At 46.1% G+C, this 15,310-nt stretch carries 13 protein-coding genes and 1 tRNA gene; 8 read left to right on the forward strand and 6 right to left on the reverse strand.

Annotated features, from left to right (window positions below; translation table 11 throughout):
- Positions 1 to 17 precede the first annotated feature (17 nt).
- From BQ7397_RS00595 to BQ7397_RS00630, 8 genes are all read left to right on the forward strand, one after another.
- Positions 18 to 93 (forward strand) — tRNA-Ala (locus BQ7397_RS00595).
- 119 nt (positions 94 to 212) lie between these two features.
- Complete coding sequence (gene murI, locus BQ7397_RS00600) at positions 213 to 1,007, forward strand: glutamate racemase (protein WP_077074266.1); 795 nt, start codon at positions 213 to 215, stop codon at positions 1,005 to 1,007.
- Entirely contained in the window at positions 997 to 2,085 is a 1,089-nt protein-coding gene (locus tag BQ7397_RS00605) for a bifunctional glycosyltransferase family 2/GtrA family protein (protein ID WP_083703336.1), read from the forward strand. Before murI ends, BQ7397_RS00605 begins: the two co-directional genes overlap by 11 nt.
- Positions 2,086 to 2,197: 112 nt before the next feature.
- Entirely contained in the window at positions 2,198 to 3,061 is an 864-nt protein-coding gene (locus BQ7397_RS00610) for a methylenetetrahydrofolate reductase (RefSeq protein WP_077074268.1), read from the forward strand.
- A complete protein-coding gene (locus tag BQ7397_RS00615; protein WP_077074269.1) occupies positions 3,054 to 3,692 on the forward strand; it encodes a hypothetical protein in 639 nt (212 codons plus the stop codon). The genes BQ7397_RS00610 and BQ7397_RS00615 overlap by 8 nt, the downstream gene beginning before the upstream one ends.
- Positions 3,676 to 6,045, forward strand: coding sequence for a homocysteine S-methyltransferase family protein (locus BQ7397_RS00620; protein WP_077074270.1), 2,370 nt, complete (start codon positions 3,676 to 3,678; stop codon positions 6,043 to 6,045). Before BQ7397_RS00615 ends, BQ7397_RS00620 begins: the two co-directional genes overlap by 17 nt.
- A 291-nt stretch (positions 6,046 to 6,336) precedes the next feature.
- Entirely contained in the window at positions 6,337 to 6,852 is a 516-nt protein-coding gene (locus tag BQ7397_RS00625) for a sigma-70 family RNA polymerase sigma factor (protein ID WP_077074271.1), read from the forward strand.
- Positions 6,849 to 7,895, forward strand: a complete 1,047-nt coding sequence (locus BQ7397_RS00630; RefSeq protein ID WP_077074272.1) for a hypothetical protein — start codon at positions 6,849 to 6,851, stop codon at positions 7,893 to 7,895. The genes BQ7397_RS00625 and BQ7397_RS00630 overlap by 4 nt, the downstream gene beginning before the upstream one ends.
- A 172-nt stretch (positions 7,896 to 8,067) precedes the next feature.
- Here the strand turns inward: BQ7397_RS00630 and BQ7397_RS00635 are convergent, their stop codons facing one another.
- The 6 genes from BQ7397_RS00635 to BQ7397_RS00660 all read right to left on the reverse strand — a co-directional run bounded on the left by BQ7397_RS00635 (position 8,068) and on the right by BQ7397_RS00660 (position 15,252).
- Complete coding sequence (locus BQ7397_RS00635) at positions 8,068 to 9,420, reverse strand: aminotransferase class I/II-fold pyridoxal phosphate-dependent enzyme (RefSeq protein ID WP_077074273.1); 1,353 nt, start codon at positions 9,418 to 9,420, stop codon at positions 8,068 to 8,070.
- On the reverse strand, positions 9,420 to 10,298 hold the full coding sequence (locus tag BQ7397_RS00640) for a radical SAM protein (RefSeq protein ID WP_077074274.1): 879 nt from the start codon (positions 10,296 to 10,298) through the stop codon (positions 9,420 to 9,422). The genes BQ7397_RS00635 and BQ7397_RS00640 overlap by 1 nt, the downstream gene beginning before the upstream one ends.
- Before the next feature lie 208 nt (positions 10,299 to 10,506).
- A complete protein-coding gene (locus tag BQ7397_RS00645) occupies positions 10,507 to 12,987 on the reverse strand; it encodes an ABC transporter permease (RefSeq protein WP_077074275.1) in 2,481 nt (826 codons plus the stop codon).
- The gene (locus BQ7397_RS00650) at positions 12,971 to 13,648 is read right to left on the reverse strand and encodes an ABC transporter ATP-binding protein (protein ID WP_077074276.1); all 678 of its coding nucleotides are present in this window, start codon (positions 13,646 to 13,648) and stop codon (positions 12,971 to 12,973) included. Before BQ7397_RS00650 ends, BQ7397_RS00645 begins: the two co-directional genes overlap by 17 nt.
- Before the next feature lie 90 nt (positions 13,649 to 13,738).
- Positions 13,739 to 14,611 (reverse strand): sensor histidine kinase, encoded by an 873-nt coding sequence (locus BQ7397_RS00655; protein ID WP_077074277.1) that lies wholly within the window; start codon positions 14,609 to 14,611, stop codon positions 13,739 to 13,741.
- Positions 14,599 to 15,252 carry a response regulator transcription factor gene (locus BQ7397_RS00660; RefSeq protein ID WP_077074326.1) on the reverse strand — a complete coding sequence of 218 codons (654 nt, stop codon included), beginning with the start codon at positions 15,250 to 15,252 and terminating at the stop codon, positions 14,599 to 14,601. Before BQ7397_RS00660 ends, BQ7397_RS00655 begins: the two co-directional genes overlap by 13 nt.
- Between the last annotated feature and the right edge of the window lie 58 nt (positions 15,253 to 15,310).

Raw genomic sequence — 15,310 nt, forward strand, 5'->3', positions numbered from 1 at the left:
ATCAAGAACTCAATTGCGGGGGTGTAGCTCACATGGGAGAGCGCTTGAATGGCATTCAAGAGGTAAGGAGTTCGATCCTCCTCATCTCCACCAAAGTCGCCTTTACGGCGGCTTTTTTTATTGGTTTTTTACGAATCTTAGAAAACCTCGGCGCCGCTGTTACGAAGCGGCGCCTTTCATCTGTTATAATAGGTCGAGAAAGGATGTGACCTATGTCAGGCTCGATTGTTGTTTTCGACTCCGGCCTCGGCGGCATCACGGCGCTTAAAGAAGCCATGAAGGCCATGCCGGCGGAGAATTTCATATACTACGGGGATACGGCCCACGTGCCCTACGGCCCGAAAGATGCCGAGGACATACGGAGCTATTTAGATGAGATGATGGATCGGGTTCGAGGCTTTTCGCCGAAAGCCGTGCTCCTCGCCTGCAATACGGCCACGGTGACAGCCGCCGATTACCTGCGAAAAAAATATTCCATTCCCATCGTCGGCATGGAGCCCGCCGTCAAGCCCGCCATCGAACACGATATGGACCGCAAGCGGATTTTGGTTCTGTCCACGGAGGGCACGGGCAAAAGCGCCCGCCTGCGCCGCCTGGTGGAAAAATTCGACGACGACCGGCTGGTGGACATTCTTCCCCTTCCCAATTTGGTGGATTTCGCCGAGCGCTTGGAATTCGACAGCGACGCCGTCAGGTACGATTTGGAAACCATCCTCGCCTCCTATCCCCTGGAGGAATACGGCGCCCTGGTTCTGGGCTGCACTCATTTTATTTGGTACAGGGCTCTGTTTAAAGAGCTCTTGCCCGATCACATGGAAATTTTAGACGGAAACGCCGCCACCGTTCGCCAGCTCATGCGAAAATTAAAGGGAAATATAAAAGAGGAGGGCGAGGGATCCCTTCAGGTGGCATTTACCGGCGAGGTCAAAGACGAAACGGCTGCGTTTTTGCGCCGCACCCTTGCCAGGGATTTCGAATTCCTTTCCCTCGAGGACCATGATGACTAATTGCACCGCTCAACATAAAGAGGACCTGGTCCTGATCCCCGCCTTCGAGCCCGACGACGGCCTCCTGTCTTTCGTCGATGATCTTTTGGCCCGAGAGCTCAACGTCCTCGTCGTGGACGACGGCAGCGGCAGCGACTTCGCACCGCTCTTTGCCCGCCTCCCCGAGGCCGTTACTTTTCTTTCCTACGAAACCAATCGGGGCAAGGGCTACGCCATGAAGTACGCCATGAAGACCGTGGCCGAAGCCATGCCTCAGGTGAAATTTATCGTCACCGCCGATGCCGACGGCCAACACAGCCCCGAGGATACACTGAAAATTTTACAGGCGGCACACGACAATCCCCATGCCCTGATTCTGGGTGTGCGCGATTTTCCCGAAAATACGCCTCTGCGCTCCCGCATCGGCAATCGCCTGACGGCGAAGGTCTTCGGTCGCTTGACGGGCATTAAGGATTTGGAAGACACGCAAACGGGACTTCGGGCCTTCAGCACCGAGCACTTGGACTTTCTTTTAAGCATCGAAGGCGAGCGATACGAATACGAAATGCGCCAGCTTATGGATTGGTCGAAGAAATCCCTTCCCATGGTGCAAGTTCCCATCGAAACCATTTACCGGGACAAGGAAAATTCCACCTCCCATTACAATGTGGCGAAGGATTCCGCCCGGATCTTCAAAAGCCTGTTGGACAATGGCGAAGCCCTGCTCTTTACATTGAGCGGCGTCGTCAGCTTTACCCTGGACTTTTTACTCTTTAATCTGTTTTATTACTTCACCCGTCCCATGCACATGGCCTACGCTCTGGCCATCCCCAATGTGGCGGCGCGACTGATCAGTGCCAATTTAAATTTCTATTTAAACCGCAATTACGTCTTTGAATCCAAGGACCCTATCGTTAAAGACATGGTGCAGTACGGCGCCCTGGTGCTGGCTCTTCTTGCGGCCAACAGCTTGCTCTTAAGCTTTTACGGCAATGTCCTTGGCCTTCAGGCCACCGTGGCCAAGCTCTGCGTGGAGATCACGGTCTTCATCGTCAGCTATCTGGTTCAACACTTTTATATTTTCGCCAATAAAAAATAAGCACGTCGTGAAAGACTTCCAAGGCCTCCGATTTTTTTCGAAAGCTTTCAAGAAAGTCTATTCGCCACGTGCTTTTTATATTATAATAATATCTTCATTCTTGGAGGTAATTATGCATATTAAAGAATTTTTTACACCTGAACGCACGCGACTCTCATTTGAAATTTTTCCCCCGAACCAACGCATGTCTCTGAAAGCCGTCATGGCTTCGGCGGCGCGCATGGCCGCTTACGATCCGGACTTTATGTCCGTCACCTTTAAGGCCGACGGAAGCGGCGGGGATCAAACCATACAAATTTCAAATGCCGTCAGCGAGGTTATGGGAATTCCCTCCATTGCCCATCTGACCTGTTCGGGAATTCCGAAAGCGGAGCTTGCCGCCGTATACGACGAGCTCACGGAAAAGAACGTAAAAAACATTTTGGTCCTGGGCGGCGACTCCCGGCGGGAATTAGGCGAAGACGCCTATTTCAAATACGCCAAAGACATGGTGGCCTACTTCCGCGAGCGGGGCGATTTCACCATCGGCTGCGCCTGCTTCCCCGAAGGCAATAACCCCGCCCTCTCCATGGAAGAGGAGCTTCGCCATTTAAAGGAAAAAGTGGACATGGGCGTGGATTTCTTAACCACCCAGATGTTTTTCGACAACGACGTCTTCTACCGCTTTTTAGATAAGGCGCGGGCCATGGGCATTGACGTCCCAATTTTAGCCGGCATCATGCCCATTACAAGCGTAGCTCAAGTGCGCCGAATCAAAGATTTAAGCGACGCGGCTCTCCCCGATTCCCTGCTACGCATGGTGGATCGGTTTAAGGACAAGCCGGACGCCATGTTTGATGCGGGACTTACCTACTGCGAAAATCAGATGGCCGACTTGGTGGCTGCAGGCGTAAGCGGTATTCACGTCTACACCATGAACAAGCCCGCCGTGCCCGAGCGCATCGTCCGCGATCTGGGCCGCCTGTTCCATGCTTGATTTAAAATCCATTCATAAAATCCCCCCGCTCTCCTTAGATCAATTGCGGCGCAGGGAAATTTACCGCTACCTGCGCCTGGAGGGTCACGCCCCCGACGAGGCCACCTCCGCCGATGTGGAGCGAAATTTAATTCGCCTTCGCGACATCGTGGACGTGCGCTGTGTCGCCTCCCTTCGTCCGGTGACGAAGACGGGAGATGCCATCGTCTTCGGCGATTTTTCTACGGAGAGCGCCATGCTGCAGAAGAACATGAAGACCAGCGAATACGCCGTCATCTTCGCCATGACCCTGGGCCCCGCCGTGGACCGACTCATCAGCCGCCTCCTCGTGACATCGAAGGCCGACGCCTTTATTACCGATGCCTGTTGCACCGAGTATTTGGAAAGCTGTGCCAATCACTACTGCGCTCAGGTGCGGGATGAGGCGGCGGAGTACGGTCTCATCGCCCATCCCCGCTTTTCCCCGGGCTTCGCCGATTTCGGTTTGGAATTTCAGTGGCCCTTGATTCGCAGTCTCCACGCGGATAAAAAAATGCACATTGCCCTCACCGAAGGCAATATGCTCGTCCCGACAAAAACCATTACCGCCCTTATGGGATTGGATCGGAGGAATCATGACCTCACTACTTAAGCAATTAAAAAGCGGCCGCCTCTACTACGACGGCGCCTGCGGCACCTATTTGCAGGCCACGGGCTTGGAGGCCGGCGCCCTGCCCGAAATGCTGAACATCGACGCACCGGAGGTAATCGTGGACATGCACCGGGCCTATTTAAAAAGCGGCGCGGACATCATCCTCACCAATACCTTCGGCGCCAATCGCTATAAGTTTGCAGGCACCGATGCTTCGGTAAAAGACGTGGTTGCCGCCGCCGTCGCCAATGCCAAGGCCGCCGTTCGCGCAGAAGGCCGCGGCTATGTGTCCCTGGATATCGGTCCTCTTGGAAAGATCCTTGCGCCCCTCGGCGATGTGGCCTTCGAGGATGCCTACGACGCCTTTAAGGAGCTCGTGGTGGCCGGCGTCGATGCCGGCGCGGATCTCATCACCATCGAGACCATGTCCGACACCTACGAAATCAAGGCCGCCCTCCTCGCCGCCAAGGAAAATTCCGAGCTTCCCGTCTTCGTCACCGCAGCCTTTCAGGAAGACGGACGCCTGCTCACCGGCTGCGATATGGAGACCTTTGTGGAAATCACCACGGCCCTCGGCGCCGATGCCATCGGCATGAACTGCAGCTTCGGCCCGGTGCAGACTTTGCCCCTGATGAGGGAAATGGCCGCCCTTTCCACTCTTCCCTTAATCGTAAACCCCAACGCCGGTCTGCCCCACATCGTCGACGGAAAAACCTCCTACGACATCGACGCCGAGGTCTTTTCCGATTACATGATTCAGTTCGCGGACATGGGCGTGCAAATCCTCGGCGGCTGTTGCGGCACCCTTCCCGATTACATCGAAAAAACCGTGGCAAAAACCCGGGACATCCCCGTAGCTTCGCCGAAGGGCAGCCCACGCTCGGCCATTACTTCTTACACCCGACTGGTGGATCTAGATGACAAGCCCCACATGATCGGCGAGCGACTCAATCCCACGGGGAAAAAACATTTGCAACAGGCATTGAAGGACGGCCACACCTCGGCGGTGCTGGCCATCGCCTTGGAGGAAGAGGAAGACGGCGCCCACATTCTCGACGTCAACGTCGGCGTGCCCGGCTTAGACGAGGTGGCGGTGCTCCCGGAAATTATTCGCGCCCTGCAAGGGGTGTGCGAGCTGCCTCTTACCATCGACACGAGCAACGCCCGCGCCATGGAAGCCGCCGCCCGCATCTACAACGGCCGGCCTTTGTTAAATTCCGTCAGCGGCAAGCAGTCCGTCATGGACGGGGTCTTTCCCATTGCAAAAAAATACGGCGGCATGTGCATCGCCCTCTTGCTCGACGACGAGGGCATTCCGAAAACCGTGGAAAAGCGCATGGAAATCGTCGATAGCATCCTCAAGGAAGGGGCCCGCTACGGCCTGACCGACAAGGATTTTCTCTTCGATCCCCTGGCCATGACCATCTCCAGCCAAAAAGACGGCGCCGTCGTCGTCCTAGAGACCCTGCGCCGATTAAAGGACCGCGGGCTCCACTCCACCCTGGGGGTCTCCAATATTTCCTTCGGTCTGCCCAATCGGGAACTGATTAACAGCAGCTTTTATTCCATGTGTCTCGCCGCGGGACTCAGCGCCGGGATCGTCAATCCCTCCTCAGCCCTGATGCAAAAGGCCTACAAATCCTCCATGGCCCTTTTAGGCTTCGATCCGGATTTTACCGATTTCATCGACGCCTTTACGGAGGAAGAGACGCAGCTGCCCCAAGGAGGCACTCGCGATCTTTCCTACGCCATCGAAAAGGGCCTGAGCAAGGATGCCAAGGACATGACCGTCGCCCTTCTCACCGACCACAGTCCCCTGGACATTATTAACGACTACCTGGTGCCCTCCCTGGACAAGGTGGGCCGGAGCTTCGAGGCAAAGACGCTGTTTCTGCCCCAGCTCCTTCGCGCCGCCGATGCCGCCGCCGCGGCCTTTACGGTGATCCGCGCCCGCATGGACGAGAGCGGCCACGCCGGGGAAAACAAGGGTCGCATCCTCGTGGCCACGGTGAAAGGCGACATTCACGACATCGGAAAAAACATCGTGAAGGCCCTGTTGGAAAACTACGGCTTCGATATTTTAGATTTGGGCAAAGACGTCTCGCCGGAAAAAATTCTGGAGACGGTGAAGGAAGAAAGCATTCCTCTCGTCGGCCTTTCCGCCCTCATGACCACCACGGTGCCCTTTATGGAAGAGACTATTCGCCTCTTGAAAAAAGATGCCCCCGAGACGAAGGTCATGGTGGGCGGCGCCGTCCTGACGAAAGATTACGCCGAAGAGATCGGCGCCCACGCCTATTGCAAGGACGCCATGGCCTCCGTGCGCTTTGCGGAATCCTTTTTTGAAAAATAAGTAAATTTCGACATTGAAAAAGCGAGCCGGCGCGCTCGTTTTAGAGTAATGACTATGGAAGGGAGAATCACCGAATTCACCCTTCCTTTTTTATGTCTTCAAACCTCTTTAAGCTCTAAGTAGTAAAATATTAAAAACGGTCGGTCGGCTCCGCACCATAAAAAAGAGAGAAGATTCGAGATTTATCTGCAGTCCGGGATGAGTGGCCTCGTCTTTTTTATAAGAAGCTCCTTCAAAAATAATGTCAGAACGACGACTCTCAACACGAATATATTAGTGAAAGGAGGAAATATGGAGAATAAAGATTTGATACAAAGGCTGAAGAACAGAGATGAAGACGCTTTATACGTCGTGATCGAAGTTTATGGCAAAGTGTTAAAGGGCGTTATTTCAAAAACACTTTGGAAATACCCGAGCCTTTGGGATGAGGCGATGAATGATTCTCTTCTAAGCATCTGGCAAAATATCGACTATTTTGATCCGAAGAGATCTTCTTTTAAAAATTGGTGTGCTGCGGTTTCAAAATATAAAGCCATCGATTTGCTCCGAAGAGAAAGTAGATTTAAAGCTATTCTTCTCGATGAAAATTCCGCGACAAAAGATCCCGACTTCCACTCCAATTTAGAAATAGAAGAAGCTCTGTCCGCCTTGGACGATGAGGATAAAAAGCTCTTTGAAAATATTTTTATTCGCGGGCTTTCCTATGACGCGGCGGCATCGGAGCAACATATTTCTACAAAAAACGTCTACCAAAGAGTCAGCAGGGCGAGGAAGCTTTTAAGAAGATGGAGAGGTGAAAATGTATGAAAGACAATCTTTATGATCGATTAAACGATATGGAAATAAATTACGAAGAGGTCCCTCTCGAAGATTTTGAAAGAGAAAGTCTTAGAGAAACGGTGAAACGTTTAAAAGTTAAAAATACGCGACGACATTTCGTCAGAAAAATAGGAGCCATGGCGGCCCTATTACTGTTAGTCCTGGGAATGACGAACTACGCATCCGGCGGCTATGTTTTGGCAAAGACGAGAGAGGTCGCGGAAAACATCACACTGAGCTTGTCGAGCGCAATGGGTCTTTCACCCGATGTAGACAAGTATAGCGTCAAATTACATGAACCCTTCGAAATCGACGGCAAAAAATATGTTTTGGATACCATCACGACAGAGGACAATAATCTCTACGCCGTGCTTTTGAGCTTCAATGGTCCAGGTGAAAAGCTGTCGGAGGGTGCCAACTTAGCGGAGCTTAAAGTAAACGGAAAAAAAGTCAGCGTCCTCGGCTCAAGCGGCCAGGAAGGAAATTTGCCGGGCAAGCCCAATGTAACCGCCACATCTTTAATATATTCCTTGGAAAGTCCCCTACCGAAGGAAGGCACGGCACAGCTGGAGTTTATCTTTGACACGCTTTTAGGCAACAGCAAAAAAATTTCTATTACCACCCATGTGGATATGGCGAAGATGAAAATGGAGAAAAGGATCATCGCAAAAGATTTTGCCGTACCGAATTCAAACGGGATTATGATTAAGGAATTCACCATGAGCCCGGCTTCACAAAAAATGATACTCACCTATCCGCCATCGGCGAAGGACTCTATTTTTTCAGTGAAGGCGAGAGATTCCAAAGGTCGCTTGGTTTATTTTGAAACGATCGAAGCAGATGAAAAAACGTCGACCCTCTACTTCTCGCCGGTTACCAGCGAAGTCACTGCCGATGAATTGTTAAACGACATCACATCATTGAAATGTCAATTATACAAAGCGGAGCTTTCAAACCGTAGCGGGAAAGAATCCGATGGGGAACGGGCGATAGGCGACGAATTTACCTTTGAATTGACTGCAAGTAAATGAATCGTGCCTCTTCGCAAAATGACGTCTTTGAACGTTTAAAATAAATCACATCAACTATGATGAGCCTTTTGATCGCAAAAAATGCCGGATCCCCTTTGGACTCCGGCATTTGTCTGCAATCTGAAGCGAGCGTTCTGCTCGCTTTCTTTTTATGCTTTTTTAATCGCGCATTCTACCTTCGGACGTCGCTCTCTTTAATTACCGAGACCATGCCGTCTTCAAAGCCCATGGCGTTCTCGCTTTCTTCCACGGCGCGGATCACCTCCTCCGTGATCCTTTCGCCGTAGGTGACGATGGGGATTCCCGGCGGGTAGGGCGTTAAATTTTCTGCCGCCACACGATCCTTCGCCTCCCTAAGGGGCAGCCGCTCCGTCTCCATAAAAAAGGCCTCACGGGGACTGTAGACCGCCTCCGTCTTCGGATAGGCGCCCTTCGGCGGAGCCATGTCTTCTTCTTTTACGGGAAGGGCGTTCAGGCCGCGGATTAGGCGCTCCAGGTCTTCTTCACTATTGTAGGGCGAGAGAATGGCCAGGGCGTAATAGGCGTCGCCCATTTCCAAATAAATGCCCTTCTCGGCCAAAAGAGACACCACCTCGTCGCCTCGGTAGCCGGGCAGGTGAAAGAGAAGCTTCATGGGATCGGTGCAGGCGAAAAGATTCCCCCGCTCCTTCACCACGTCGATCTTCGGCAAACTTACCTCCAAATGCTTTCTGTAGGCAAGAAGCTTTCGCCAATCAAAGGCCTTCCCTGCCGCCACGGCATATTCCGACGAGAGCATGAGAAGATAGGAAGGCGAGGTGGAGAGAAAAAGCCCCATACCCTTTAAGAGCTTCCGCTCATCTACATCGCCGTTGATGTGCAAGAGGGCCGCCCCCGTGAGCGCCGCCATGGTCTTGTGCAGAGACTGCACCGTGTAATCGGCGCAGGTAGTGGCGCTGTAAGGCGCGAAGGGCGTAAAGGCCCAGTGGGCGCCGTGGGCCTCGTCGACGATAAGCACCTTTTTTCTTTCGTGGACGATGTCTGCGATCTCTTTCAGCTTCAGCCCGCCGCCGAAGTAATCGGGGCTCGTCAAAAACACGGCGGCGATGGCGGGATCCGCCGCCAAGGCATTTTCCACATCGGCCGGATCCACGCCCGCGAACAGCCCCGTGGCCTCGTCGACTTTCGCGGGAAGGTAGACCAACTCCAGGCCCAATTCCACGGCGGCGTGAAAGAGGGACAGATGAGAGTTGCGCTGAATTAAAATCTTGCCGCCGGGCTCGGCGGCGAGATAGAGGGCAAGCTTCACGCCGGTGGTGGAGCCCGCGGGAATCAAGACGCTTTTGTCCACGCCGTAGGCCGCGGCGATTTCCTCTTGGGCCGAGGCGATGACGTCCTCGGGATTTAGAAGATTGTCCGCCCCCGCCACCTCCGTCCAGTCGTCGGCAAAATCGAAATCGAAGGCCACCCGTCCCTTATGTCCCGGCATGGCAAAATTAGCGCCGCCGCGAAAAGTCTTCAGTCGTTCGTATAAATAACGCATCATCAATAACCGTAGCGCTGACGGCGCATATTCCTTTCCTCGTCGCTCATCCCCTCGTATGCCGCCCTGAGTTTTGCAAGCATCTCTTCCTTTTCTGAAAAGCGACCGATGACCGGCGCCGCGTTATAGGCGTGAATGCCGAAGAAAAGGGCCTTGGGGTGTAAATCCAAATGCTCAAGCAGATGAATCTCCTCGAGCAAAATATCCCCCTCGGTCAAGGGCACGAAATCTCCTCGCCGCACTTCCTCGGCCAGCTCCGTATTGGGGTGGACCGTCGTCGTGAGAGGCGCCACGCTTCGGGGCCGGTGCTTGTTTAAAAGAGCCGCCGTTTCCTCGGCGTGGGTGAAGCTGTCCTCCTTGCCGGCGATGCCCGACATCACCATGCAGATCCAGTCCATCCCCGCCTCTTCCAGCTTGGCCAGCTCCCGATACTCGTCTTCTTGTGTGCAGCCTTTTTTTATGCGCTTCAAGGTGGGGTCGTGAGCCGATTCGATGCCGATGTACAGCTGATTGTAGCCGGCCGCTCTCAAGCGCTTTAAGTCCTCGAGTGATTTGTTTTTCAAATTGTAAATGGAGGCGTAACAGGTGATGGTCTCCACATGAGGCAGATACTCGTGGATCCAACCGGCGATTTCCAGCAGATACTCCGCGTCCAAAACAAAGGGATCGCCGTTTACGAGAAAAATTCGGTCGATGCGGTCGGCATAGGCGGAAAGCTCCCGCAGGTCCACCAAAATTTGTTCCTTCGGCGCCTTTCTGAAGGACACATCCTTGTACATGGCGCAATAGGTGCATTGATTATGAGAACATCCTACCGTCACCTCCAGCAAAGGGTTGTAAGCCTCGCTGGGCGGACGAAATGTTTGTCCCGTATAGTGCATAATACTTTCCTTTCCGTTTCAACTATTCTGTGCTTCCATCCACTATATCATGAAAGCCCCGTTGGTTTAAAACAAAAAAGCGGCCCGAGCGGCTCACTAAATGCAAGTCTTATAAGAACCAGTGTAGAGAATCCTTAGATGGCAAGAGAAAAGGCTGTGAACTTGAATGCTCACAGCCTTTTTTCTTGCTAACACAACATGAATGTTTCTATTCTAAACTTTTAATTCTACTTACAAGAGTGTTTTGACTATGCTTTTCATAAAACTTACAAGTAAATATTATTCCAATGATTATATTCGCAAAGTTCACGAGAATAAGAGGTCTAATCACGAATCTAAAGGATGTCCACTTCGTCTGTTCCATAAAATCTATCAAGATATATTGATCGACAAGAAGCATAACAATTAAAGAACATACTAAACCACAAAAAGAATAAATCAAATTCTTTTTCACTAAATATATTTTGATTCTTTTCTTTGTCATTCCAATTGCTTCAAGGATTGATAGGTTCACCATGTTTCTCAATATTTCAGTCGCAATAACATTAATAAAGTTCAATACAGATATTAAGAACAACACGATTGATAAACTGTAGCCGGCAAATTCTATTAGATTTTTGAATTCCATTGTAGATTTGATCTGAAGATCCCTTGAATCGTAGGAAAATCCTGGTTCATTTTCAAAAGATTTTAACAGCTTATCAAAATTCTCCTTTTCACCCTTTTCTACATCAAATCCATAGGACATAACGCTTTTATCACCTGTGAGTTCTTTATACTCATTCGGCTTCATATAAATATACTCCAAGTCTAAAGTAGGACTTGACTCGTCATTTACATCTTCCTTAATTACAGGAAAATATCTTAATCCATTTGAAAAATTATATTCAACCTTGCCCATCACTTGGACTTCTTTTACCTTGTTTTTTACATTGATTTTTATTTTATCGCCGGTTTTAAATGCGGATTTTTTATCTCCATATTCTCCAAGCATGACATAATTCCCGGTTTGCCATTTATCTTTATCGAAGTCCCCCTCTGTAATTTTTTGTTTGTTTATTAGAAACTCATCTATACCAAATAGAATTGGGGCAATTCTATGATCTTCTATTTTAATATCTGGATAAGTGTATTCATAACCATAATAGTGTAATGCTCCCCCACCTTTATAACCTTTATGGTTTTCTATCTCATCAATAAACTTTTCGTTAATTCCATCCTCACTTCCTGAGTACATATACCTAAAATATTTTGGGCTTGCTATATTATAGTCTGTTGCAATGACATCAGAAACGCCCTTTTCTAAATCAATATTTCCAGTATAGGTTAACACACTGTTTAGAATAACTGCCGAAAGGCTAATGGAAAGTACAATCGACACAAATCTAAATTTATTGGAAAATACCTGTCTTCTAGCAAGCTTGCCTAGAGAAATATTCTCGCTTTTATATTTCTTTTTTATCGTGGTTTCATTGTATCTGCTGGCTTCTATTGGAGAAACTTTGGCTGCATACCTTGCAGGTCTCATAACCGATAGAAATACTGTAAGCAAAGTAAAGGCTGTCGAAAATAAGATAATTAAGATTATTACAGTGAGCGATAATTTTACATCCGTTAGCATCTCATTATTGGCAAATATTTTATTTAAAATGATTTTCCCGATAGAAATTCCTACTATATCTCCAACTATTATTGCTGGAAGGGAGGCTGCTAAAGACTCTAGATGAATAAGTTTTTTGATTTGCGGCCTTGTCATTCCAATTGTTTTTAAAAGTCCCAGAAGTTTAATATCTTCATTAACGGATATCTTAAAAATATTGTTTATAATTAAGTATCCTGCGACCATTACCAAAATTAAAAAAGCTAAGTATGGTAGAAATGTATTAAAATCAAAACTAGAATCACCAGATAAAAGATATGCAAAGTTAACACCAATTCTTATTTCTTTGTCGGATAGATTTCCAGGGTCATCTACCACTTTATAACCATTTCTCTCTGCAATTTTTAAAAGTTTATCCCTTATCATAAAGGAATTCTTTAGCATTACTTCCAAATCTTTATTATTTTCTGGAAGGGATAATTTATCTACATAAGCTTTTGATAAATAAATTTGTCCTACACCAACGTTGGAGTCAATAGGATTTTGAAAAGTCCCCGATATAATAAATTTCTCACTTCTTTTTTTGATAATTTCTCCTGTGTAAGGTTTTTCTATAGTGAAAGGAACTTCTATCTCTTCTCCAATTTCTCCTTTATAACCTAACTTTTTTGCAGTTGCTAAATCTATAAATACGTCGTTTTCTTTTTCAGGAAATTTCCCTTTAACTTTTTCTATTAGCGACCATTCAAATCCATTGTTATCTATATAGGATAGTTCTGCACTTATTTTTTCATCATCAAGAATACCAACTTTCTCTCTTATTGAAAATTCCTTTATATCTTTATCCTTGGATAAAATACTTATGTCTTTGTCAGAAAGTTCTTTAAAAGAGCCATGGCTGATTGTTCCAATAGTTTTCATCGTTTGAGTTTCCATGCTTTTTCCTAACCCTAAGGCTACTGAAAATAGGCTCGTAAATAGTATAGAAGTTAAGGCAATGGCTAATAAGAGAATATTTCTCCTACTTTTATTCGCATTTAAAGTACTTTTTGCAAGACGCCTTATATAAGCCTTATTGTTGACATTCATTCTTTTCCACCAGCTTTCCGTCTTCTATCCTTAACGTTTTTTCTGCCGCTTGTGCGACAGCATCATCGTGAGTAATCATAAGAATAGTATTTCCAAGCTCTTTATTAATCTTTTTTAGTAAATAAACAACTTGGGAAGAAGATTTTGAATCCAAATTACCTGTAGGTTCGTCGGCCAGAATTAAAGAGGGTTTAGTAACCAAGGCTCTTGCTATGGCAACTCTTTGTTGCTGTCCACCAGATAATTCGTTTGGCATTTTATTTTTTTGATCGCTTATCTCTAGAATGTCGATCACAGAATCAACATATTTTTTATCGACCTTATCGCCATCAAGACCAAAGGGAATAATGATGTTCTCGTATACATTTAGCATGGGCAAAAGGTTATATGCCTGAAAGACAAATCCAATATTTCTTCTTCTAAAAATGGTTCTCTCATCGTCTTTTAAAGCGTACACATCTGTACCATCAATCAAAACTTTCCCGCTTGTAGGATAATCAAGTCCCCCTAGGAGATGTAATAGGGTTGATTTGCCAGATCCTGATGCTCCGATTATAGAAATAAATTCTCCCTTATTTACATCGAAAGTTACTCCATCAAGAGCTTTCACCTCAACATCATTTGTTTTATAAAATCTTTTTAAATTTTCTACTTTTAACATATATGTCACCTCTTTACATTTAATATAACATTCCTTTCTTACAAAGTACTTACAAGACTTCTTACTGTTTTGTAAGATAAAAAAGACTTCTCACAAGGGGAAGTCTACTGAAAGTTTTATTCTATTTTCATCAAGAGATGCCTTTATATTTCCACCATGCTTTTCTATAATTTCTCTGGCTATATATAGACCTAAACCCAAACCATCTTTGGAAACTGAATTTTTGCCTCTATAAAACCTTTCAAATATTTTTGGTAAAGTTTCTTCTGATACGTCTTGGCACTCATTCTCTATGTCTATATTGTAATTCAGGTAAGATTTATAAACTGAAATAGTGATAGTAGACCCATTTGGCGAATATTTTATAGCATTATCTACTAGATTGTGAATGGCTTCTTTAAGCCATCTTTCGTCCAAATTGAAAATTAAGTCTTCGTTTTTTAAATTTATGCTTATACATTTTTCATCTAATATTACTTTAAATTCTCTCAAAACATCTTCTACTATGTCTTTTAAATTTGCTTGATGTTTTTGTAAGGAAATAATATCGGATTCTAGCCTAGAAGATTTTACTAGGTTTTGAATTAAAAATTCTAATTTATTAAGTTCATACTTTATAATTTCAAGATACTCATCTTTCGGATCATCTTCTAAAAGACTAATGTATAAAGAAAGGTTGGTAATGGGTGTCTTGGTCTGATGTGATATATCTGCTATTAAATCTCTTGTTTTACTTTTTTCTGTATTTATTTTCGCTTCTTTTACTTGGCTGGCATACAAAAACTTTATGAGCTTTGATTTTATTTTAGATAATTCCTTTTCATCAAATTCTGTAATTTCTAAATTTCCATCTAACGCCTTATCAATATAAGCTGAAAGTTCAAGCATTTCATTTCTCAAGACGATGTATTTAAATACAAGAATTCCAATTATAATTACTAGAATACCTATTAATAATTCCATTTATAACCAACTCCAAAGACTGTATCTATAGGGTCATAAGGTTTTAATTTGTTTCTTATTCTAGAAATATTGACACTCAATGTATTTTGATCAATAAATTCATCATCTGTTCCCCAAACAAAATCAAATAGTAATTCCTTTGTAATAACTTGGGACTTGTTTTTTATCAGGTAGTATAAAATTTTTGTCTCTGTCCTTGTGAGATCTATATTTTTATTGTCTACATAAAAAGTATTTTCATTGAAATTAAAGTCTAGACCATCTTTCTTATAAAGATCTAAATCACTAGACACTATTTTTTCAAAAGCTCTTTTTATCTTTGCTTCTAATATTCCCAAAGAAAAAGGTTTTGTTAGATAGTCGTCTGCCCCTAAATTTATGGCTGAAATTATATATGCCTCTAGATCTATGGCTGATAAAACTATTATAGGAATTGACGAACCTTGTCTCGTATATTTTATTATTTCAAGTCCATCTCCATCCGGTAAATTCATATCAAGTAAAATCAAATCGGCATCAGCAATAAAAGATTTGGCTTCACCCATTGTGTTTACAGAGAAAACCTCATAGTCTTTATTCAACGCGATTGAGAGACCTTTATTTAAATTTTTATCATCTTCGATTATTAGTATCTTTTTCATGCCTTTTACCACCATATTCCACGTCCATTATTATAAATTTTATATCGAACTCTTAAAA

It is taken from the genome of Aedoeadaptatus urinae (assembly GCF_900155585.1).
Classification (GTDB): Bacteria; Bacillota; Clostridia; order Tissierellales; family Peptoniphilaceae; genus Aedoeadaptatus; species Aedoeadaptatus urinae.

Bases quoted from the DNA above. Each gene is read 5' to 3' on its own strand.
- murI (WP_077074266.1), top strand. From the start codon at position 213: ATGTCAGGCTCGATTGTTGTTTTCGACTCCGGCCTCGGCGGCATCACG.
- BQ7397_RS00605 (WP_083703336.1), top strand. From the start codon at position 997: ATGATGACTAATTGCACCGCTCAACATAAAGAGGACCTGGTCCTGATC.
- BQ7397_RS00610 (WP_077074268.1), top strand. From the start codon at position 2,198: ATGCATATTAAAGAATTTTTTACACCTGAACGCACGCGACTCTCATTT.
- BQ7397_RS00615 (WP_077074269.1), top strand. From the start codon at position 3,054: ATGCTTGATTTAAAATCCATTCATAAAATCCCCCCGCTCTCCTTAGAT.
- BQ7397_RS00620 (WP_077074270.1), top strand. From the start codon at position 3,676: ATGACCTCACTACTTAAGCAATTAAAAAGCGGCCGCCTCTACTACGAC.
- BQ7397_RS00625 (WP_077074271.1), top strand. From the start codon at position 6,337: ATGGAGAATAAAGATTTGATACAAAGGCTGAAGAACAGAGATGAAGAC.
- BQ7397_RS00630 (WP_077074272.1), top strand. From the start codon at position 6,849: ATGAAAGACAATCTTTATGATCGATTAAACGATATGGAAATAAATTAC.
- BQ7397_RS00635 (WP_077074273.1), bottom strand. From the start codon at position 9,420: ATGATGCGTTATTTATACGAACGACTGAAGACTTTTCGCGGCGGCGCT.
- BQ7397_RS00640 (WP_077074274.1), bottom strand. From the start codon at position 10,298: ATGCACTATACGGGACAAACATTTCGTCCGCCCAGCGAGGCTTACAAC.
- BQ7397_RS00645 (WP_077074275.1), bottom strand. From the start codon at position 12,987: ATGAATGTCAACAATAAGGCTTATATAAGGCGTCTTGCAAAAAGTACT.
- BQ7397_RS00650 (WP_077074276.1), bottom strand. From the start codon at position 13,648: ATGTTAAAAGTAGAAAATTTAAAAAGATTTTATAAAACAAATGATGTT.
- BQ7397_RS00655 (WP_077074277.1), bottom strand. From the start codon at position 14,611: ATGGAATTATTAATAGGTATTCTAGTAATTATAATTGGAATTCTTGTA.
- BQ7397_RS00660 (WP_077074326.1), bottom strand. From the start codon at position 15,252: ATGAAAAAGATACTAATAATCGAAGATGATAAAAATTTAAATAAAGGT.